Raw genomic sequence first — 19,043 nt, 5'->3', positions numbered from 1 at the left:
GCACTCCTCACATTTGCCAGGCCCACAGCATGAACGTGCCGGTCACGGTCTGATTTGGGACGGCGACCACGGTGACCTCCACCGTGGAGCGCCGGAAGATGCCCGCCGCGGCGAAGTTCGAGTCCGGCGCGTTGATGCTGACCCCAGCCACGCACAGCGGCGTGGAGATCAGGACCTCCCCGAGGGTGAACACCGCGTTGTTGGTCGCCGTGACCGCGACCGCCGCCATCACCAGGCCGGCCCGAGAACCCGACCATGACCAGCGGCCGAAATGCTTCGTGGCCACCGCGCTGAAGTCGAACTCCTGCACCGTCGTGCCGGTGACGTGCCCGACCTTGGACACCGTGTTGGTCAGCTCCAGCAGGCCGCCGTTGTTGCTGCCGCCGGGCACCGTGTAGATGCCTGCCGAGTACAGCTCAGCGGCGTGGATGACCCATGCTGCGGCGTTGCCCGCCGTGTTGGTCCCCGACACCGTCATCAGCGTCGCCTGCCCCGGGTTACGGGAGGCGTCGGAGTACATGGACGAGTAGTTGCCGCCGCTGCTCGGGTAGAAGCGGATCTCCGGGTTGGCCGCCCCCGCCGGGTTGATCACAACCCGGTTGCCGACCATCCCCGAGGAGAGCTGACCGACGATCGACACCGCACCGGATGCCGCCGCGATCTGCACCGTCTGCGCACCGGAGGCGTTGTACGCGACCAGGCCCGAGGAGTTGAGCTCCACCCGCGCACCCGCCGCGGCGCCAGCGACGATCCGCGTCGCGAGCGTGAGCACCGCCTCCAACTTGCCAGCGGTGACCGCGGCGGCCGCGATGTGTCCGGCCTCGACAGCGCCCACGGCCAGCTTGTCCGCCGTGACAGCGTTCGCCACGAGGTTGCCGGTGGTGATGGACTCCTGCCCGGCGTCGCCCTGCACGAGCGGCACCGTCGCGATCGTCGCCGAGGTCGACGGAGCCGACTGATTCCCCGACCGGTCAACGCTGGTGAGCCGGAACTGCCGGTCCTTGCCGTACGGCAGGCCCGGAACGACGACCGCCCCGGCCGACTCCAGGTACCCGACGTACACCCAGCCCGGAGCGAGCGGGTCCTGCATCCAGACCAGCGTCCGCGCGTAGTCCGGCGGCATCACCTCGCCGGCCGCGCCGAGCCCGTCCCACGCCACGCGGACCTGCCCCAGCCGGGTCGCGAGCTGAGGAGCCGACGGCACCGGCGGCGCCTCCACGTCATCGGGGATCGTCACCGCGTACGCCGCCGAGAACGGGCCGCGCTTCCCGAGGTTGACCGCCCGGACTTTGAACGCGAACTCGGCGCCCACCGGCAGCGGACTGTAGGTCGCCGAGGTGTCGCTTGGCTCCGTCGTCGCGACCAACAGCCAGGGCGCGCCGACCTCGTTGACGCGCATGAACAGCTCGTAGCCGCCGACCGTCAGCGCGACCCCCGACACGTCGACGATCACCGCGCCCCACGTCGCGGTCACCTGCCCCTGCGCGACCCCCGCCGTGTCGATATACGCCTGCGGATCGACGATCAGGCCCGCCGGAGCGGCCGGAGTACGCGGCTCCGGAGCTTCCGGAGCGGGACGCGCACCAGACCCGCCATCCGCCGTCGAACCACCGACGATCCCCGCGGTACGGCGCGCGAGCCGGAGAGTCTTCTCCAAGAACCGGTCATTCAGGACAACCGAGCCGCCGACCACGCCCCGGTCGCTACGCGCCAGCGTGATCTGCCGCACCCGCAGCGACTCCAGCCGGCCGCCAGCGCCAGGCGCGAGCACCCGGTCACCGGGCCGGTAGTCCCGCCACGGCAGCCGCCGCGCCCCGTACACGGTGATGCCGCGTGTCCGCTGCACCCGCTCGACGGCCGCGCGGTCCAGAGTGGACTGCGCGAGGATCGTCGCTGTGCCCTCGTCGGAGACGCCGCCGTGACCGACGTAGGTCTCCCACGGCCCCCACGGCTGCACTGCGGCGGGGTTGGTGAACGTCTTGACGAGCCCGGCGTCGCCGACGACGAGCACCGAGGAGGCGACGTCTTCCAACGTCGACTCGTCGGGGGCTTCGACGACATCCCGGCCGTACCGCAGTGCGACCGGTGCCGGGCCGGTGGCCAGGTCTCGCTCAAGTACGGTGTCGGGGTTGTACAGCTGGAGCGTCCGCCCTGACGTGCGGAAGTCGAGCACAGCCTGCTCGGCCAGGTTGATCAGGCAGGTGAGCGCGTCAAGGCCCGGCGCGTAGTAGATCGTGAGGATCTTCGACCATGGCCTACCGGCGCTGTCGTGTGTCGGCGTGAAGTCCCAGGAGAGGCCCGGCACCGACCCGCGGGCCTTGGCCTCCGCGAGGTAGGTCTGCATGATCTCGCCCGGAGTCGCGGACAGGAAGGCCCGCTTGCCGTCGACCAGCGGAGCCGTCCCCGGGTAGAGCACGACCTTCTTGAGCTGCCACACGTAACCGGGCAGCTCATACCGGACCAGTCCCGTCACGTCGGTGCCGTCGCCGCGGCGGACGATCCGCAGGAACCGCGAGTCGGGCTCCTCAGTCCAGGTCAGCCCGTCGTCTGACCACTCGACCGCGACCTCACACGGCGATTCGAGCAGGCTCGCACGAGCAGCCGCCGTGCTGTAAGACAGCTTCAGGCTCGGGACGTCGTCGAGCGGCCAGCCGGCCTCGGTGCTCAGCGGATACGGCAGCACTCCCCGTCTCGGGCCGTTGGGGGAGTAGACGATCAGACGAAGGTCATACACGTCCACCCCCGAGTCGCTATTGGGGCATTTTCCCGATTTGCCCTAGTGACAGCCGAAATTACGAACTCGGAAGGAGATGACGCGACACTGGAGATTCCCCGACCCCATCACTCGAAGGCGAGAAAACCACCATGTCGTTCTCCCTGGAAACATTCGGCTCGGTTGTGTTCGGCCAGGGCTGGTCACGCTGGATGCCCGCCTCGGGCGTTGTCCTTCTGGGGCAGTTCGCCTCGACCAATGCGGAGCACCCGCTCACATTTGAGGAGCTGACCGCCGAGTTGTCCTTCGCCAGTCGTCTCATCGAGGATCGCGGCTGGGAAACCGAAGCGTGGGAACCGTTGGAGGAGCTCACCGACGAGCGGCTCGCGGAGCTGCGCGAGACCTGGGGTGACGATGACGACGACGCCGATGCCGCGACAGTCAACGCTGAGGAAGCAGCCAACCGTGAGCAGGTGAAGAGCCGCATCGATGAATCAGCCAGGCACCTTGGCGTACGCCAGATCCGCACCTACCGAGACCTGTTCGACTACCTGGTGGCCTGCCAGCTCATCCTGGCTCACACAGATGACAGCGTGACCCGCTACAGCCTCAACCTCACACCGCCTCTGCCTGGTGAGGTCTTCCCCCTCACTGAGGAAGAGGCAGAGGAGGAGGACCGGATTAGATGGCAGCACCTCCACGAAGGACCGGCAGGCACGATCATCGAGCTGTTCGAGCCGAACGGCGCGCAGCACGACGAGATCGTCAGCAGCCTGGAAAAGCTGTCGAAGAAGACCGCCATGGACGCAGAAACGGTCCGCGAAGCGATCCTGCATCTCATCGCCCAAGGTGACTTCAGCGCCACCCTCGATATCTCCCGCATTGAGCGGTACAAGGTGTTCAAGCTGCGAGTGGACTGGGAGAAGTTCCTCAATACCCGCATCCACGTGCGCGTCAAGCGCTCAACAACGTGAGCCCGCCGACCGTGGGCGTACAGCAGTCCGCGATCGGCCACAATTGACCCCATAGTGATCGCATCCCAATCAGGGCCGATGAGTGTCACCGTGACGCGCCTCGGCCGCATCATCCTCATCCCGGCCGTCTGGCCGCTCGACATCGAGCCAGACGACGCCGACGACCTCGCAGCGCAGCTCACCGACGCCGCGGCGAAGTCGCGGCGTATCCGCTCATAGGAAGGCGCGTCGTGCCCGGATCTCCAGCTTCGACGAGGTGTCGGTGGACGTCGCCGAGCTGGCGACCAGCACCGGCCGCGACCACGGATCGCCCACGGCCACCGCTGGCGTCAGGTGCAGCCACCGCCACGCCGAACCCGGACCGGTCGCGTCCACCTCGCCCGTCACGTCCGATCCCGCGTCCAGGTCCCACGTGTCCGTGGTGACCTTCGCGGCGCGCATCTGCCCGCAGTCGATCAGCAGACGCTCGCCGGCGAGCAGCCCGCCCGGCCGGAACACCGTCAACCCGGTGGCCACGTCCGTGACCGCCGGGTTGACCGCTGGGCCGGTGAGCCTCAGCAGCGCATCAGTGATCGGCCCAGTGCTGCCCGCGAGCGTCGTCACCGCCTGGTCGGCAGCGTTCGCGGACCCGCTCCAGGTCGACGGCAACTCGTCCCGCCACAGCACGCCGGGCACCTCGACCGGCACGGTGAACCGCGCGATGGCCGCGCCGACGTTGATGTCTGGCTCTACCGCCGAGGTGATCGTCACGTCAGCGACGCGGACGATCGACCCCGCCACGTACTTCAAGGTCATGAGCCGATGCCGCACCCCGAACAGCGCGCCCAGGGCCTCCAGGTTGTGCTCCATCTGCTCGTAGCCGCCGTCCTCCCCCGAGGGAGTGACGCCGTACACGGCCACCTTGATGCCGAACATCGTGGACTCCAGGTCCAGGCCCACAACAGGCAGGTCACCGTGCCTGCCCGGCACGGTGACCTTCACGGCTCTCGCGCCGGGCACCGGCCTGCGCTGCGTGCCCACCTTCGCCCGCCAGCAGCCGGCCGGGTGGGTAAGCGGAACCCCGTCCAGGAAGTAGCTCGGCACGTCAGATCACCCCCAGAGCGCCCGTGTACTGGAGCGAGCGGTTGACGGTCGTGCTGGTGGGCTCAGCGACCGGATAGTGGTTGGTGACGTTCACGACCGTCCGCGCCCAGCCGCCGCCGGCGAGCTTGTCCGGGACGGTCATCCCCGGAACCGACAGGTCCGGCGCGAACGACTGGCTGAGCTGCCCGGCGATCCCGGCCATCGTGGACAGCACCTGCGGAGTGCCGTCCAGCAGGCCCTCACGCATGCCGAGCATCGTGTACCGGCCGATCTCCGCGAACACCTTGCTCGGCGAGTTGATGTTGAGAGCGCTTCTTACCCAGTCCGGCAAGACGCTGCGGAAGAAGTTCAGCACGCTGTCGCGTAGCCAGTTCGCCACGGACATCAGGCCGTTCCACAGGCCGTACAGCAGGTCCCGGCCTGCGTTGTAGAGCAGGTTCCCGAGATTGCCCAGGGAGTTGAGGATCCTGCCGGGCAGGTCTCGCACCCACGCCACCAGGTCGTTGAAGACCTGCGTCGCGGCGTCGGCGGCCTTCCCGAACCACTCTTTGAAATCGGACGCCAGGCCGGACAGATGGTCGACCAGCCAGCCGAGAGCCTTGGCGATGTGCTCGATGATGAACGCGGCGAGCTTGACGATCCACCCGATGACCTCGGCGATGATCGGAATCAGCTTCGACGCGATCGTGGCCACCAGATCAACGACGATGCCGATCAGCGGCATGATCGCCACAACCACTTCACCCAGCGCTGGGATCAGCGGCATGATCGCCGGGAGGAGCAGCAGCAAAGCGTCGAGCAGCTTAAGCAGGCTCGGCATCATCTGCTGCAGCGCCTGCATCAAAGCCGTGCCGATCGCCACGACAACCTCACCCAGAACCGGCAGGATCGGCGCGATGGCTTGCAGGACCAACTGGAGGGCCTGCACGAGGAACCCGCCCAGGGTGGACGCCAGTTCCGCCACGATGCCGACCAGCGGCCCGACGATCGGCAGCAGCGCGGTCGCGAGCTGGGTGACAAGCTGAGCAATCGGCGGGAGCAGCGGCATCAGCGCCGCCACAAGCTGCCCGAAGGCAGCTCCCATCGTCTCGATGACCGGCCCAAGCGCGGTCAGGACCGGCTTCAGGGCCTCCGCGACGACCTGCACGATCTGCGCCAGGATCGGCGCCAGCGTTGACGCCAGCATCCCCGCAAGCTGCGCGATCGGCGGCAGCAGCGGAGCGACAGCGGTGAGTATGTCGCTGAAGCCCTTGCCGATGGCCAGCAGCCCCGCCGCGAGCTCCGGCGACGCGAACGCCTTCGACAGCATTTCCGCGACCAAGGTCAGGCCAGGCCCGAGCGCAGCAAGGGCAGGGCCGAGAGCGTTCACCGCGGCGGCAAGTCCAGGCCCGAGAGCGGTCGCGATGTTCGCGATGTGCGGCGCGATCAGCGCGATAGCGCCACCCAGCGCCTCGAAGATCGGGAACAGGGCGTTGCCGACCTGCTGCAGCGACTGGAAGATCGTGACCAGGATCTCCTGGCCCTTCGCCGAGTTCACGAACTCGTTGAACTTGCCGACCAGGGTCCCGAGCACACCGAGCGCGTCCGACCCGCCCGTCCGCACCGCGGTGAAGATGCCACCGATGATCCCGACGAGGTTCGCGACGAGGCTGCCGAGCTGCCGGAACACGTCCATGGCGCCCTGCATCCACGACATCGCCTGACCCGACTCGGCGGCCTTGGACAGCCACTCACCGAACCGTGCCGTCGCCGACGCGATGCCAGGTGCAAGCCCGGCGGAAAACTCACCGCCGACCACAGCGATGTCGCGGAACCCGGCAAGGAGCGGCTGGATCGCGGGCAGCATCGACTCGACTGCCGACCGCAACGACCCGAAGATCGACGCGACGGCAGCGACGGTTTCGCTGGACCGCCCGAACTCGACGAGCTTCAGAGCACCCTGGCCGAACTCCGCCGCGACGGACGCCATGCCATCCCGGAGGGTGACAATGAGGGGCAGCAGGCTCCACATCTGGCCGATCAGCGGCGTGAACATGGCGCTCTGGACGCTGTCCTTAAGGCCCAGGAACGCCGGGGACATCTGGAACAGCTCGAAGGCGACGCTCCCTACGGCGGCCGCCATCCCCTCGCTCTTCTTGAAGAACTCATCGAGGTCGCCGGACATGGCAGCCGCGAAGGCGTCGCCCACACCAGATACGGCCAGCTTGAAGGTGCCGAGCGCGGCCGCGCCGAGGGTAAGCACCCCAGGCAGCGCGGCCACGATCCCGCCGGCTGGAGCGAGCGAAGCAGCTAAGGCGATCACGCCCTGTGCCGAGACGGCCAGCGCCGACGCGAGCGTTGAAGCGGCGAGCGCGACAGCGGTGAACTTGGCACCCATGGCCGTCGCCGACGCGGCCATGCTGCCCACGTGGCTGCTGAAGCTGCCAGCGGAGTCCTTCAGGTTGTTCATGGCCTTGCGCAAAGCCATGGACAGCCGGTCTCGCAGATCGATCGTGGCGAACAGCTCACCGACGTGGAGCGCCACTCGGTCACCTCCCGTGGGTGGTCAGGTGGAAGGGAGCGAGGGGAGCTGCGCGAGCACGGCCATGCCGAGCCAGCGCGTGTAAGCCGGGGGATCGACGACCTCGAACCCCGCCTCCTGGTAGCCGCGGGCCGCGCCATCGACGCCGCAAAAGGCGTCCAACAGGCGCGGCCTCACGGCTTGTCCTCGCCAGGGTCGAGCGCGCGAGCGATCCGCGAATCACAGGTGAGCAGCCCGAACAGGCGGGTCCGCAGCCACCGCCAGGACCGTGACCGCATCAGGCCGGGCTCGTCCAGGTCGAGCCCGTACACCTCATGGAAATCGGCCTCGATCAGCAGCCAACGCGTCAGGAGGTCTTTCCACGCGATGTGGCGGCCTTCTTCGACCGAGAGGCCGTCGCCCGGGTCGTAGTAGTCGCGGATCCCCGAGACCGGGTCGACTTCGCCGCCGCCGCTGTCGCTCGACGCGTCGCCCGGTTCGGGGCCGGGGCTTCCCCCGCGCCACCGGACTCCCAGTACTTGATCGCCGGTTCACGGCCAGCCGCGACCCACACCAGCGCGGTCATGCCGACGTGCTGGATACGCGGCCACGACACCCCGTCAGCGAACAGTTCGTCGTAGACGGGCCCGAGGATGCGCTGATACAGGTCGCGCTCCTGGTCGTCGTCGAGGACAGCCGAAGCCAGGTCGTTGATGCCGTCGCTGTTCACCTCACGGCCGGCGTTGGCGTCGAGACCGGCGTGCATGAGCCGCTGGCACAGCAGGCCGGTCTCGGCGTCCGGAGCCGGGATGACGTACGTCTTGCCGCCGACCGGCAGCTTGAATGTGTCGTCGAAAAACTCGTCGAGGTCACGAATCTCGGTCACGGGGTCTCCTCATCCGTGATCGGGTTGGTGATCTCCTTCGGAGCGCCCTGCCCGTTCAGGCTGAAGCTGAACGGCTCCAGGTCCGTGGTGGAGCCGCCCTTAGCGAAGTCCGAAACGGTGCAGGTGCCCTCGTAGGCGTCCGGCGCGCCGTCCCGCCGGTACCAGCGGACCAGGATGTTCGCGCCGAACCCGACCTTGCGGGCCGCCTTGCGGATCGCCTCCTGGCCCAGGTCGGGCGTGAACGTCGCGGCGTCGGTCCGCTTCCGGCGGCCCTCGGCCTCGATCTTCCACTTGCGCTCGGTGACGACCTCGGAGCCCCAGCCCTCTTCGTCGTCGAAGTCGCCGTCGTCCTCGGTGCTGTCGTCGGTGGTCTCCTTGAAGCTCGTGAGGCCCTTCACCGGCGTCCACACCGGCGTCTCAACGGGCCCGGTGTTGACGTCCAACTTCCAGTCCTTGGCGAGCAGGGAACGCAGCCCCATGATCGTCTCCTTTTGATTTGGCGCATGCTGGAAAGCCGACAGCGGTTCCGCTGGCGGCGAGAGAAGAAGAGGCAGGTCAGAGGTCGCGGTTCGGCGACGGCCGGTGAACCATCAGGTCGTAGGAGTCGGCCCGCTCCCACCGGCCGGACGTGTCCCGGCCGAGCGGCGCAACCAGCGTGCGCCGCGCGAGCAGCACCAGCACACCAGTCGAAAGCCGCACGCTGGCCAGGCCGTGGATCACGTCGAACACGCCGTCAGCGAGGTCGTCCACCACACGCGGATCGGTCTTGGCCCGCATCCGGGCCTGGAGCTGGACGCTGGAGTCGGCCTGCTCGACGTCGTCGCCGGCCTGGCCGACGCCGTAGACCGCGAGCGTGATCGCGGTGTCGGGTTTGGCAGGCAGACCCCCGATGGTGATAGCGATCTGGTCTTCGCCATACTTGCCGGACGGGATCCACGTGCCGACGTCGTGCTCGGCGAGCAGCACCGCGAACCCGGTGAGCAGGTCCCGAGTCCAGGCGCTCACTTGAACACCTCGCGAAGCTTGGCGGCGATCAGCAGCTTGACCACCTCGGCCTCTTCGCGGACCGCCAGCTCCAGATACTTCGCCGTACGGCCCGGAATATGCTTCCAGTCGAGGTTCTCGTGCTGGGCGACCGCGTACACGGTGTCGTAGGAGACGATGCCGACCAGACGTGCGTCGTCCACGACGGCCGCGCCCGAGTCCTCCAACTTGCCCATCCGGTGCGGCACCCGCGAGTTGGATACGCCCAGCACATGCTCGGTGGCGTGCTTCAGGCCACGAGCAGCGGCCCGGCGTGCCTCCAGCGACAGCCGCTCGGGGTTGACCTTCGAGTTGTATTCGACATGAGTCATCGGCACACCACCTCAACGTGATCCGGGGTCGGCAGACCACCGCCATCCCGCGAGAACGAGGTGATGACGGTGGTCGTGCGGCCGTTGACCGTGACCCGGCTGCCCTCGGGGCAGACCGTGCCGGGCGGGAAGAACACCGTGGTGTCGGAGACGACCTCGGTGCCTTGAGCGTCCCGCACCATCCGCCGCTCGTCGTCGACCAGGCACCGCGCCGTCACCGGGTCGCCGTAGACCGCGCCGTACGCGCCGTCACCCTCGAACGGCTCGATCACGGCGGTGTGCCGCATCAGCCAGGCCGGGAGAGTCACCACATCCTCCCGTCGATCACGTAGCCAGGCAGCAGCCCAGCACGCTGAAGGATCATCGACGCGTCCGGCGCGTATCGCGCCGGCGGGCCATCGGTTGACCCGCCGCGGTCCAGCCGTACCGACCCGATCGACACCGTTTTGAACGCGCTGGCGACGCCGAACTCGTCGCCAACCGCGTTCGTCCACGCCGCCTGCGCGCACGTGGCGCGCTTCATCGCGTCCACGTGCCCCGGCTCAGTCGGCATCCCCGCGTCATCGACCGGGTAGACGGCCGTCATCAGCAGCTCGTCGACCCGCTCCGACGCCCGCTCCAGCCGCCGCTCGATGTCCGCAGGCGCCGGGTCCTGCCCGGTGTAGGCGATGTAGTCAGCGCTGGTCGCGTACGTCATCGCTCACCCACCGTCTGCCGAGTCAGTCGGCATCCTCGTCATCGTCGTCCTCCCCGAGCTCCTCGACAAGCGACGCCTTGGACAGCGCCTTGGCGTCGGACTCGGACATGCCACGCGCGACCGCGTAGGCGATCCACGCGGCCTTGTTGTCGTGCTCGGACGGGCGGACCAGCCCGGCCAGTGCCTGGCCCGGGTCGAGCGGCGGCCCCTCCTCCTCGAGGGCGGGGCCGCTGACGATCCGCCAGTTGTCCAGCATGTCCAGGCAGGGGTCACGGTCCTCGACCGTGACCTCCTGCCCGGTGTTGTCGTTGCGGTAGACGAAGGTCACTTCGCGACCCCGTGGATGAGGCAGGCCCGGTTCGCGTCGAGCGTCTTCACGCCGTACAGCGTGTCGATGCTGACGATGTCCTGCTTCTTGCTGATGTCGTAGTCCATGACCACCCTGACGCCAAAGCCGCGGTAGGACTCCACGGCGGCGTTCGCGGCGCCCTGCGGCAACACGAGCGGCCTCGTGACCAGGGCAAACGCCGTCTTGTGGAAGGCGACGCCGATCTCGCTGCTCGGCTGGCCGGTCGTCGGTGTGCCGGTCGGGCCGTGGATGTTCTGGGTCTGATAGGCCTCGTGTCCGAACACCCTTCGACCCAGGTTCGCCTCACGCAGACCGTCCGTGTCGCCACGGGTGTCGGCCTGGTGGAACAGCGGGTCCGACAGCCACAGCGCCTCGATCTCCGGGCCGACCACCAGGTACCGGTCGTTGCTCGGCACGCTCCGCTGGTTGAGGACGCGCCGGGCGTCGATCGCGACCTGCGGCTTGTCGTGGTCGTGGATGCACTTGCCGGTCACGCCCGTGATCGCCACGCCCGCCGTGCCGACGCGCTGGACGACGTCGTTACGCAGGGACAGGATGTCCCGGTCGATCTTCTGGCTGATGGCCTCCATCGCGGGGGCGAGGAGCTGCGTGTTGAAGTCCTGGATCTCCAGCGTCAGCTCCTCCGAGGTCACGGCGAAGCTGACGTCGGCGAAGTGGTTCAGCGTGACCGGGATCGACCCTTCCTCGGCGTTCTGGATCTCGATGCCGTTGGTCCGGTTGAACTCCTTGGCGGTGAACACCGCGGGCTTGCGGATGGTGATCGTGTCGCCCACGCGGGACACGAACTCCTGCTCGTAGTCGCGGTGGACGAGCTGGGACATCACCGTCGTCTCGTACAGGTTCGCGAGCGCCTGCTTGGCGATGATCGACGGGGTGAGGAAGTTGTTAGCCATCGGGCCTACTCCTTGAATCGGTTGCCGACAGCGGGATCGCTATCGGCCATCAAGACGGCTTCTTCTTGCGCTGCTTGCGGAAGTCGTCGATGGACGGCTCGGTGTTCGGGTCACGTCCACCAGGCCCGCCGGTGAACTCACCCCCCGAGCGTGCAGGCGGCCCCGCCTGGGCGGCCGCGCGGTACTTGGGGTTGTTCTCAACCGCGAGCTGGATCGCCTCGACGATCGCGGCCGAGAACTCCTTGTCGTCCGGGTCGAGCTCCCGGACAACCTTCAGGAAGGACCTGCTGTCGAGCAGCGCGTCCGGGTCAGCGCCCGCCTTCGTCGAGCCGCGGTGAACCGCCAGCTCGATCAGGGCCTGCCGGTGCCGGCCCTTCTCGGAGTCCCGTTCCTTCGCCGTGGTGTCCCGCTCGCTGGTGAGCTGCTCGATCACCTGCTGCGGGTCCAGCGGCTTCTCCTCCTCAGCCACCAGGCCGAGCGCCTTCGCGATCTGCGCGGCGAAGTCCGTCTTGACCTGCTGGGTGATCTCGTCCTGCGACGGCCCCTGGCTCGCGGTCGCCTCGTCGGCGGCCTTCTGCGCGTCCTTCAGCCGGGTGCGGAAGTCCGCAGCCTCGGTGCGGGCGTCCTTGATGAGCTTCTGAGCCCAGTTGGGCAGCTCATCCACCCGACGCGCGTTCGGGTTGACCGGCTCCTGCTCCGTGGCGGGCTCGGGGTCGGTCGGCGGCGTGATCTCGGCCGGAGGAGTGTCCTGCGGCTGACCTTCACCTTCACCAGGCTCCGGAGCACCACCCGCGATGAGACGGATCGGCTGACCGTTCCGGCGGTAGCCGAGGATCGCGCCTGGCGTCGTCGGCAGCGTTGTGTTTTCGAGCATGACGAGATCGCCCTCCTGGAGCGTGTCGTCGGACATGGGAAAGGGGCCCGCGCCTGGCAGGCCCCATGGGGAAGTCGTCGAGGTGGTGTTAGGACAGGGCTACGATCGGCACCCGCACGTCGCCCGTGAAGCCCACCAGATCGAAATGGATCGGCAGGAAGTCCTGACCGCTGTAGAAGGACAGGCCAGGCAACGACGTGTCCGCCAGCATGTCGGACTGAGCGCCGACCAGAGCCGTGTCAGCCGCGTCATGCATGAGAAACGCGACGGTTGCAGTCCATGGTGTGGATCTAGCAGGTACCGGTGCGTCGAACGGCAATCCCTGAAGACCTGTAAAGGTGAGCACCTTCGAGTCGCGGGGGGTCGCTGCGACCGGAAGGTGGGGGTTGTCCCTGTCGTACAGCGCCGCCTGAAAGACCCCGCGCGCCGAGCTCCCCGCCGACACTATGAAATAGAGGTTGGAGAAGCTGTAGTCCGCCGGGATGTCGATATAGAAGGCCCATGTACGCGCGTTGTTCCCTGCTGGGAGCGTGGCGTTCGCCGCCCACCACGGCGCGGTCTGAACGTCGCTAAGGTAACCAGCTTGCATGGCGATGCCCCTTCGATGTGTGCACTGCCGGACTCACCGGCCAGAACCCGCTACCGGCCGGTGCCGTAGGTAGGAGCGCATCCACACCAGCCGCAATGCTTTCGCACGACCATCACCGGACGCCGAGTACGGACACGCCGTCACCGACATGCCCCGCTCCCCCGCCAGCCGGCCGAACGTGATCGCGGCCCGCCGGTCGACATTCGAGACGCTCATACGCCGAACTCCCTCCCGGCGCCGCCCGCACGGATGTAGGCCGCGGCCTTCACGTCGGAGTCTCGGCCCAGCCAAGCCGCCCGGAACTCCGTCAACGTCAGCCGCTGGTTGTCAGCCCACCAGCGCAGCAGCTCCTCCGAGGCGTACTTCCTGGCCCGCGCGGCGGGGCCGGAGAACAGCGACCGGTCGTTGACACCCGCCGCCTTGGCCTCCGGAGTCAGGAGGTTGCCGTTCGTGGCGCCCTCCGCGCTGTCGTACACCTGGTCAAGCCACTGCGCGTACAGGCGGCGCACCGCCTGGTCGACGTCCTCGCCAGGACGACGCTCGGACTCCAGCAGCGCCCGACGCTCGGCCCGGTCCAGGTCGGCCGGATCCAGCCCGTGCACCTCGGCGTACGCCTGCATATAGGAGTAGCGGCCCGACGCGACCAGGTCGGAGATCCGCCGGTCGTCGTCGGTCTCCTCCTCACGCCAGTTCCACGACCACTGCTCGCGCTGGCGGGTCTGCTGCTCGATCCGGTCGAGCTGGTCGAGCACCTGAGCCATACCGTGCTCGTCGTCGCGGTACCGCTCCATCAACGCCGTCAGGTGGTCGTCCGTCAGGTCGTTCATGTCGTCGATCTCCGACAGCGCGCGGATCGGGTCATCCGCCGCCGCAGGCCCAGCGGCCTTCCGCGCGGCCTTCTCCTCGGTGTCGCGCCGCTCCATCTCCTGCGTGAGCCGCGCCATCACCTGCTTGTCGGCGGCGTGCTTGGTGGCCTGCTCGCCAATCTCCTCATCGGTGAGCTTGGACAGGTCCTTCGGCGGGACGTCGACACGTTCCCGTCCGGTCTCGCGCCGCAGCCCCGTCGCTTTGGTGTGCTCCTTGAGCTGCCGCTGGTAGTCGGCGACCTTGTCCTCGGCCTTACGTCGCGTCTCGTCGCCCAAAGCGACCGCCGAGCGGCGTTTGGCGTCGCGGATCTTCCGCTCCAGGTACCGCTGCCGCTGGGTGTCCTCGTACGTCGCTTCCGTGTGCACGACCGGCGCCGGCCTGGACACGCCGGGCAGGTAGGCGTTCAGGCTGTGGCTGCAGTTCGGATGCATCAGACCCGCCAGCCGGGCCTCCGCAACCGTCCCCGCGACCTCGACAAACACTTGCACGCCGGTCGCTGGGTTCTGCTCGACGCGGGTCCCGGTCGGGCCCGAGATCGAAAGGATCTGCCCCTCCCAGCGGGAGCACCGACTACACGTCCACGGCTTCCGCGACACCATCACCAGGTCCATGCCCGCGTCCCGCAGCGAGGACAGATGCCCGTCGACCGCTGCGCGGTGGGTCGCGGTCCGCATCGCCATCTCGACGTACTCGGCCATCCCCCACGTCCGGCCTACCGAGTCGACGAACCCGGTGATGCCACCCGCGGTGAACTTGTCGAGCGCACGCTGCGCGGCGTCCCGCAGTGTTTCCGCGCCCACCAGCGAGCGGCCCGCGGTCTCCGCGATCACCTGCCGGTAGATGTCCTGCACGGCACGCAACGCCCCGACGTGGACCGACGAGATGATCCGCGTCGTCTGCGCGGCAAGCTCCGCAACGCCCTGGCCAGGGTTGATCAGGCTGGATGAGCCGATCTTCTGGGCGTCCCGCAGCACCCGCTCCACCTGCTTACGCACCTTGGCGTCGTGAACGCTGAGGACCGCGCCGACCACCGCGGCGTCCATCCCCGACGCCCACGACTTGAGCACTGCACGCTCGGCGGCCTTCTTCGCCACCGAGTCCAGACGGCGGACGATCCGCTCGGCCTCCTGCCGGAGCTGCGTCACCTCCGACAGGCGTTTCGTCTCCCACCGTCCGGCGTCGTCCTCGTCCAGGCCCTCAGCGATCCGGGCCGCGATCCGCGTGAACAGCGCCTGCTCGGCGTCGGCGTACACCGCCGCCACCAGCCGCGCCTGCGCCAGGTTTTCCGCTGCCCTCTCAGCCGGAGAGGTGGCCATCACTCATCGCCGGCGGCGGGGATGAACGTCTCGTCCAGCGCGGCCGGGTCAGGCACGTTCAGGCCGAGCTCGTCACGGAGCCGTTCCTTCTCCTGCCGGACCTGCACGTCATCCCAGTCGGGGTGCAGCATGCGAATCTTCGTGTCCAGCGACACGGTCTGCGCCCGGTTCAGCATGTCCAGCGTGCGGGACAGCGACTCGGGGTCGGGCATGACGCCGTCCGGCCACTCGACCTGTGCCCGGTCAGCGACGACCTTCGTCCCGAAGATCGCGTGATCGACCGACAGCATCGCCTCCGCCAGCCACGCCAGCGCTGGCGTCCAGTAGCCGATCTTCCGGCCGCGGGTGGAGTAGGACCGGTGCCGCTGCATGTGGATCTCGGTCGCGGTCCGGGCCTGCCCGCCCTCGGAGCTTTCACCGAAGGACTGCACGCTGTAGCCGGCGCCCCGGACGATCTGGCTGAAGAGAGCCTTGGCGGTCTCGGTGTGCTCGGCGACGCGGATGTTGAACTGCGACAGGGTGATCATGTTGTTGCCGCCACCCGGCGGGGGAAGCATCGCCAGTCCGGTGTAGATCTCCCGGTCTGGGTCCCACATGCTGCCCTGGCCGCGGCCGTTGTTGCTGAGGTAGACGTCCGGGACGATGATCCTGGCCTTGGCCAGTCGCAGGTCCCGCATCCACGACGTCCATGTCTCGTCCAGGGCATCCATCAGTCCCTCGACGCCCGCGTAGTCGCTGCGGCCGGATGCCGTCCCCCTGAGCGTGCGGTGCGGCCGCATGTTCGGGACGTAGTGGACGAGCAGCCCGCGGTCGTATCCGGAGTCGAATCCGCCGTCCGCGTCGACCAGCTCGGCGTACTCAGCCGTCGCCGGGTGGTCCTGCAGCGGCACTGCCCGGCCGAGATGGTCGTCATCCCCCAGGTACAAGCCGTGGTAGACCCGGCCACGCTCGTGCTTCTCCAGGTGTCGCCACACCTGGCCGTCGTCCTCATGCACGACCCGCCAGAACGTGACCGCCTTGAGCCGGCCGCCGTGGAATTCGGGCACGGCGGCGTCCGGCGGCAGCGCGTCCACCACCGGGTGCTCACACATGGTGGTGTCCCAGCCGACCCGCAGGTAGACACCGCCGTACGCCGAGTCGAGTTCGGCGCCCTCGAGCAGCGTGCCGTACACGCCGGCCTCGTGCAGGACCGCGTCCAGACGGGCCTGGCCCTTCTTGCCAGGCACCTTCAGCGTCGGAGGCTCGCTGAAGAGCAGGTCCGCCGAGGTGGCGCTGATGTCCGACGCGATCGGGATGTGCAGCTTCGAGATCTTGGCCTGCCCGAGCGGCGTCGGTGTACCCCAGAACCAGCGGGCCACCTTGCCTGCCAGGCCGGAGGCGTACTGGACCGGCTTATCCCAGCCCTTCGGGTCCATGCCGATCCGAGGCATCACCTGGTTACCGCCGTACACCTCGCCCAGTCGCTCCGGCGAGCCGGAGTACCAGGCGCCCCACTGGCTGTACAGCCGCATCTCTTGGCGGACGGCGGGCGGTGGCCATTCCTGATTACGGTCGGGCAGCGGCATCGGACGCCCTCCTTCCTCCATCCATCTGGCAGGTCACGCCTGCTCCATCTCGGCCAAGGCCGTAGCGAGTTCGGTCCAGCCGTCGGCGATCCGCACTTTCGCCTCGACCATGTGCGGGTTCGGCTCGCAATCGGCCCGCTCCAGCACTTCGGCTGCTCGGGCAGCGGCCTGTGCGGCGGTGACGGTCTGGTGCTCCATCAGGCAGGGTCCATCCGGTGCCAGCAGCCGGGCCCGTAACCAGGGCCGACGTTGAATTCGTGGAACCCGCCGACCGCTCCGGGGGTGAACACCCACAGGTGGACGTGATGCGGAGAGTCGAGCGGCGGCACCGCGCCGACCTTGACGCCATCCGGGTCGAGCGTGGACACGTCGGCGGTGACGATCGCGGCCCGGACCGCGTGCAGGCCCTGCTTGCCCCGGTAGCGGAGGATCTCGCCGGTGAAGGGGGTCTTGATCACATGTTCTCCTGTCAGATCACGGGCACGGTCCCGGCCCGCGTGGCCCCTCAACTACGAGGGCCGGGACCGTGTCGGCTCGACGCACGCGAGGACGTGCGGAGCAGGCACATCCCCACCGCCCCACACGGCGGGATATGTGCGTCTGGTCAGGCAGCTTCGAGCATCGGAGCCCATACCGCCTGAGTTGTGTGGAGCGCGTACCGGGCGGCGTCCAGCGCGTGGTCATCGACCTTGACCGGGGCGTCGTCGCCGTGCTCGGCCTTGCGGTCGTCCCAGGCGTAGGAGCCGACCTCGTCCAGCCAGCCCGACACCGACCGGTGCACGCGGAGCTGGTCACCCGAGATCAGGTTGGACACGGTCCGGATGCCGTCAATGACGGAGTTGTTGCCCATCGCCGGGGTGTAGCCGTCCCGGTGAAGCTGCGTGATGAAGGACGCGGCGGACGGGTCCACGATCAGCCACTGTGGCCGAATCCCGCGGGTGCCGGGGCCGTAGGTGTCGGGGATGTTGTCCAGCCAGTCCGTCAGCTTCGACGAGTACTCGGCGTCGGTGAGCTGCCGCCTCTCCTTGCGGGAGTCGTACCGGAACTCGCTCGCCAGGTAGATGCGGCGTTTCCGCTGCTCATCCGGCACGGACACGCCTACGAGGATCGCGTCGAACGGGTTGACGGTCCCGTAGTCGACGCCTACCGACAGCCACCGCTCGATCGGTGGGAGCGTGTCGACGACCATCAGGTCCGGGTCCCACTGGTCGTAGATCGCGCCTTCGGCCATGACCCATTGCCCGAGGATGAACCGCTTGTACCAGAGGCCCGTGTACTCCTTCTTGAGCGAGGCCACGTAGTCCGGGTCCAAGGCGGTGTTGTCGTCGAGCGTGAAGTGCCAGTGCTTCAGGTCGAGCTCGTGGGCACGGTCGAGGAACTGCCGCTTCAGCCAGTGGTTCGGCGCGTCGGGGTTGGTGGTGCAAAACAGCTTCGCACCCTTGACGGACAGGCGGGCGAGGAGCTGGTCCCAGAACTCCCGCTCGATCAGCGTCGCCTCGTCCACGTACGCGCCCGCGCAGGTCATGCCGCGCAGGCGGTTCTCCGACCGGGCGTCGTTCGAGCTGATGATCTCGACGCGGCGGCCGAGGATGTTCGCGGTCGGGGCGCCTCGCGTGAACAGGATGCGCTTGGACACCGGCCCGGTGATCGCCGGGTCCATCAGCGGGTCGAAGACGTTTCTCGCGATGGTGTCGGCGGTCTTGCCGACGATCACCAGCGAGCCGCCGCGGGGCGCGTTCGCGACGTAGATCAGCCAGCGCAGGAGGCTGGCGATGGTCTTGCCGGAGCGGATTGCCCCCGACCAGATGTTCAGTCGGGCGGTGGACTCGGCGATGCTGCGTTCCTGCTTCGGCGACAGAGCGACAACGCCGAGGCTCACCCCTCGTCCCCCGCACCGATCTCGTTGATGACCTCGGCGTCGAGGATGACGTCGGTGTCGGGGTCCGGCGGCAGATGCCGCTGCTGGAGCTGCACCAGCAGGTTCCCCAACAGGCTGGCCATGTCGGTGTCGGCCACACCGTTGCGGTTGATCAGGTCCAAGCCCAGCAGCGTCGCCCGCCGGTTGATCACCTTCAGCGCGGCCTCGCACGCGTTCACGTCGCTCTTGATGACCTTCGGCCACAGCGACGCCATGATCCGGTCCAGCCGGTCAATCTCCAGCTTCAGGAGCTGCTCCGACGCCATCTGCTCTTGCTTCGCGGCGTTCTGCAGCGCCCGGTCGATGTCCTTGGACACGGCGGCCGCGCCGGAGTAGCCCAGCCGCTCGGCGATCACCGTGGGCGACACCCCAGCGACGCGCATCTGCACCGCCTGGTAGCGGCGCTGGGAGATCTCAACCTTGCGTGCCTTGCTGACAACCAT

General features: G+C 68.2%; 24 protein-coding genes. 2 read left to right on the top strand and 22 right to left on the bottom strand.

Annotation, left to right across the window (positions count from 1 at the left end; translation table 11 throughout):
* Positions 1-7 precede the first annotated feature (7 nt).
* Positions 8-2,734: a hypothetical protein gene (locus tag ACQP1V_RS42765; RefSeq protein WP_433426368.1), complete on the bottom strand. Its 2,727-nt coding sequence runs from the start codon at positions 2,732-2,734 to the stop codon at positions 8-10.
* 131 nt (positions 2,735-2,865) lie between these two features.
* Between ACQP1V_RS42765 and ACQP1V_RS42760 the strand changes: the two genes are divergently transcribed.
* Together ACQP1V_RS42760 and ACQP1V_RS42755 are read left to right on the top strand one after the other, a co-directional pair.
* Positions 2,866-3,687, top strand: coding sequence for a DUF6042 family protein (locus tag ACQP1V_RS42760; RefSeq protein WP_433426365.1), 822 nt, complete (start codon positions 2,866-2,868; stop codon positions 3,685-3,687).
* Between the two features lie 78 nt (positions 3,688-3,765).
* Positions 3,766-3,906, top strand: a complete 141-nt coding sequence (locus ACQP1V_RS42755) for a hypothetical protein (protein WP_433426364.1) — start codon at positions 3,766-3,768, stop codon at positions 3,904-3,906.
* Here ACQP1V_RS42755 and ACQP1V_RS42750 read toward each other — a convergent pair.
* The 21 genes from ACQP1V_RS42750 to ACQP1V_RS42650 all read right to left on the bottom strand — a co-directional run bounded on the left by ACQP1V_RS42750 (position 3,901) and on the right by ACQP1V_RS42650 (position 19,043).
* Positions 3,901-4,770, bottom strand: coding sequence for a hypothetical protein (locus ACQP1V_RS42750; RefSeq protein ID WP_433426361.1), 870 nt, complete (start codon positions 4,768-4,770; stop codon positions 3,901-3,903). The genes ACQP1V_RS42755 and ACQP1V_RS42750 overlap by 6 nt on opposite strands.
* A 1-nt stretch (position 4,771) precedes the next feature.
* Positions 4,772-7,294, bottom strand: coding sequence for a phage tail protein (locus tag ACQP1V_RS42745; RefSeq protein WP_433426358.1), 2,523 nt, complete (start codon positions 7,292-7,294; stop codon positions 4,772-4,774).
* Positions 7,295-7,315: 21 nt separating this feature from the next.
* Positions 7,316-7,468: a hypothetical protein gene (locus tag ACQP1V_RS42740; protein WP_433426357.1), complete on the bottom strand. Its 153-nt coding sequence runs from the start codon at positions 7,466-7,468 to the stop codon at positions 7,316-7,318.
* Complete coding sequence (locus tag ACQP1V_RS42735; protein WP_433426355.1) at positions 7,465-7,602, bottom strand: hypothetical protein; 138 nt, start codon at positions 7,600-7,602, stop codon at positions 7,465-7,467. Before ACQP1V_RS42735 ends, ACQP1V_RS42740 begins: the two co-directional genes overlap by 4 nt.
* A 35-nt stretch (positions 7,603-7,637) precedes the next feature.
* Positions 7,638-8,156, bottom strand: coding sequence for a DUF7426 family protein (locus tag ACQP1V_RS42730; RefSeq protein WP_433426353.1), 519 nt, complete (start codon positions 8,154-8,156; stop codon positions 7,638-7,640).
* Positions 8,153-8,635 carry a phage tail tube protein gene (locus tag ACQP1V_RS42725; RefSeq protein ID WP_433426351.1) on the bottom strand — a complete coding sequence of 161 codons (483 nt, stop codon included), beginning with the start codon at positions 8,633-8,635 and terminating at the stop codon, positions 8,153-8,155. Before ACQP1V_RS42725 ends, ACQP1V_RS42730 begins: the two co-directional genes overlap by 4 nt.
* Before the next feature lie 76 nt (positions 8,636-8,711).
* On the bottom strand, positions 8,712-9,161 hold the full coding sequence (locus ACQP1V_RS42720) for a minor capsid protein (RefSeq protein ID WP_433426349.1): 450 nt from the start codon (positions 9,159-9,161) through the stop codon (positions 8,712-8,714).
* Positions 9,158-9,511 carry a hypothetical protein gene (locus ACQP1V_RS42715; RefSeq protein WP_433426348.1) on the bottom strand — a complete coding sequence of 118 codons (354 nt, stop codon included), beginning with the start codon at positions 9,509-9,511 and terminating at the stop codon, positions 9,158-9,160. The genes ACQP1V_RS42720 and ACQP1V_RS42715 overlap by 4 nt, the downstream gene beginning before the upstream one ends.
* Positions 9,508-9,819: a hypothetical protein gene (locus tag ACQP1V_RS42710; RefSeq protein WP_433426346.1), complete on the bottom strand. Its 312-nt coding sequence runs from the start codon at positions 9,817-9,819 to the stop codon at positions 9,508-9,510. Before ACQP1V_RS42710 ends, ACQP1V_RS42715 begins: the two co-directional genes overlap by 4 nt.
* Positions 9,816-10,208, bottom strand: a complete 393-nt coding sequence (locus ACQP1V_RS42705) for a hypothetical protein (RefSeq protein WP_433426345.1) — start codon at positions 10,206-10,208, stop codon at positions 9,816-9,818. Before ACQP1V_RS42705 ends, ACQP1V_RS42710 begins: the two co-directional genes overlap by 4 nt.
* Positions 10,209-10,230: 22 nt before the next feature.
* Positions 10,231-10,536, bottom strand: a complete 306-nt coding sequence (locus ACQP1V_RS42700; RefSeq protein ID WP_433426343.1) for a hypothetical protein — start codon at positions 10,534-10,536, stop codon at positions 10,231-10,233.
* Entirely contained in the window at positions 10,533-11,471 is a 939-nt protein-coding gene (locus ACQP1V_RS42695) for a P22 phage major capsid protein family protein (protein ID WP_433426341.1), read from the bottom strand. Before ACQP1V_RS42695 ends, ACQP1V_RS42700 begins: the two co-directional genes overlap by 4 nt.
* Before the next feature lie 49 nt (positions 11,472-11,520).
* The gene (locus tag ACQP1V_RS42690) at positions 11,521-12,381 is read right to left on the bottom strand and encodes a hypothetical protein (RefSeq protein WP_433426340.1); all 861 of its coding nucleotides are present in this window, start codon (positions 12,379-12,381) and stop codon (positions 11,521-11,523) included.
* A 52-nt stretch (positions 12,382-12,433) separates the two neighbouring features.
* Positions 12,434-12,934 (bottom strand): hypothetical protein, encoded by a 501-nt coding sequence (locus ACQP1V_RS42685; protein ID WP_433426338.1) that lies wholly within the window; start codon positions 12,932-12,934, stop codon positions 12,434-12,436.
* A 33-nt stretch (positions 12,935-12,967) separates the two neighbouring features.
* Positions 12,968-13,150, bottom strand: a complete 183-nt coding sequence (locus ACQP1V_RS42680; RefSeq protein ID WP_433426336.1) for an Rmf/CrpP fold protein — start codon at positions 13,148-13,150, stop codon at positions 12,968-12,970.
* Positions 13,147-15,117 (bottom strand): phage minor capsid protein, encoded by a 1,971-nt coding sequence (locus tag ACQP1V_RS42675; protein ID WP_433426335.1) that lies wholly within the window; start codon positions 15,115-15,117, stop codon positions 13,147-13,149. Before ACQP1V_RS42675 ends, ACQP1V_RS42680 begins: the two co-directional genes overlap by 4 nt.
* Complete coding sequence (locus ACQP1V_RS42670; protein WP_433426333.1) at positions 15,117-16,682, bottom strand: phage portal protein; 1,566 nt, start codon at positions 16,680-16,682, stop codon at positions 15,117-15,119. Before ACQP1V_RS42670 ends, ACQP1V_RS42675 begins: the two co-directional genes overlap by 1 nt.
* Before the next feature lie 33 nt (positions 16,683-16,715).
* The gene (locus ACQP1V_RS42665) at positions 16,716-16,880 is read right to left on the bottom strand and encodes a hypothetical protein (protein WP_433426331.1); all 165 of its coding nucleotides are present in this window, start codon (positions 16,878-16,880) and stop codon (positions 16,716-16,718) included.
* Entirely contained in the window at positions 16,880-17,140 is a 261-nt protein-coding gene (locus tag ACQP1V_RS42660; protein ID WP_433426329.1) for a hypothetical protein, read from the bottom strand. Before ACQP1V_RS42660 ends, ACQP1V_RS42665 begins: the two co-directional genes overlap by 1 nt.
* Before the next feature lie 146 nt (positions 17,141-17,286).
* Positions 17,287-18,561, bottom strand: a complete 1,275-nt coding sequence (locus tag ACQP1V_RS42655) for a PBSX family phage terminase large subunit (RefSeq protein ID WP_433426327.1) — start codon at positions 18,559-18,561, stop codon at positions 17,287-17,289.
* Entirely contained in the window at positions 18,558-19,043 is a 486-nt protein-coding gene (locus ACQP1V_RS42650; RefSeq protein ID WP_433426325.1) for a hypothetical protein, read from the bottom strand. Before ACQP1V_RS42650 ends, ACQP1V_RS42655 begins: the two co-directional genes overlap by 4 nt.

Source organism: Microtetraspora malaysiensis (genome assembly GCF_050947145.1).
Taxonomy (GTDB): Bacteria; Actinomycetota; Actinomycetes; order Streptosporangiales; family Streptosporangiaceae; genus Microtetraspora_A; species Microtetraspora_A malaysiensis.
Note: the sequence above shows the minus strand (reverse complement) of the source record. Positions and strands in the feature narration are given on the sequence as shown.

What these genes read in the sequence shown, in the direction of transcription:
- ACQP1V_RS42705 (WP_433426345.1), bottom strand. Translation starts at nt 10,208, where the DNA reads ATGACGTACGCGACCAGCGCTGACTACATCGCCTACACCGGGCAGGAC.
- ACQP1V_RS42715 (WP_433426348.1), bottom strand. Translation starts at nt 9,511, where the DNA reads ATGACTCATGTCGAATACAACTCGAAGGTCAACCCCGAGCGGCTGTCG.
- ACQP1V_RS42725 (WP_433426351.1), bottom strand. Translation starts at nt 8,635, where the DNA reads ATGGGGCTGCGTTCCCTGCTCGCCAAGGACTGGAAGTTGGACGTCAAC.
- ACQP1V_RS42690 (WP_433426340.1), bottom strand. Translation starts at nt 12,381, where the DNA reads ATGTCCGACGACACGCTCCAGGAGGGCGATCTCGTCATGCTCGAAAAC.
- ACQP1V_RS42685 (WP_433426338.1), bottom strand. Translation starts at nt 12,934, where the DNA reads ATGCAAGCTGGTTACCTTAGCGACGTTCAGACCGCGCCGTGGTGGGCG.
- ACQP1V_RS42680 (WP_433426336.1), bottom strand. Translation starts at nt 13,150, where the DNA reads ATGAGCGTCTCGAATGTCGACCGGCGGGCCGCGATCACGTTCGGCCGG.
- ACQP1V_RS42675 (WP_433426335.1), bottom strand. Translation starts at nt 15,117, where the DNA reads ATGGCCACCTCTCCGGCTGAGAGGGCAGCGGAAAACCTGGCGCAGGCG.
- ACQP1V_RS42670 (WP_433426333.1), bottom strand. Translation starts at nt 16,682, where the DNA reads ATGCCGCTGCCCGACCGTAATCAGGAATGGCCACCGCCCGCCGTCCGC.
- ACQP1V_RS42665 (WP_433426331.1), bottom strand. Translation starts at nt 16,880, where the DNA reads ATGGAGCACCAGACCGTCACCGCCGCACAGGCCGCTGCCCGAGCAGCC.
- ACQP1V_RS42650 (WP_433426325.1), bottom strand. Translation starts at nt 19,043, where the DNA reads ATGGTTGTCAGCAAGGCACGCAAGGTTGAGATCTCCCAGCGCCGCTAC.
- ACQP1V_RS42755 (WP_433426364.1), top strand. Translation starts at nt 3,766, where the DNA reads ATGAGTGTCACCGTGACGCGCCTCGGCCGCATCATCCTCATCCCGGCC.
- ACQP1V_RS42760 (WP_433426365.1), top strand. Translation starts at nt 2,866, where the DNA reads ATGTCGTTCTCCCTGGAAACATTCGGCTCGGTTGTGTTCGGCCAGGGC.
- ACQP1V_RS42695 (WP_433426341.1), bottom strand. Translation starts at nt 11,471, where the DNA reads ATGGCTAACAACTTCCTCACCCCGTCGATCATCGCCAAGCAGGCGCTC.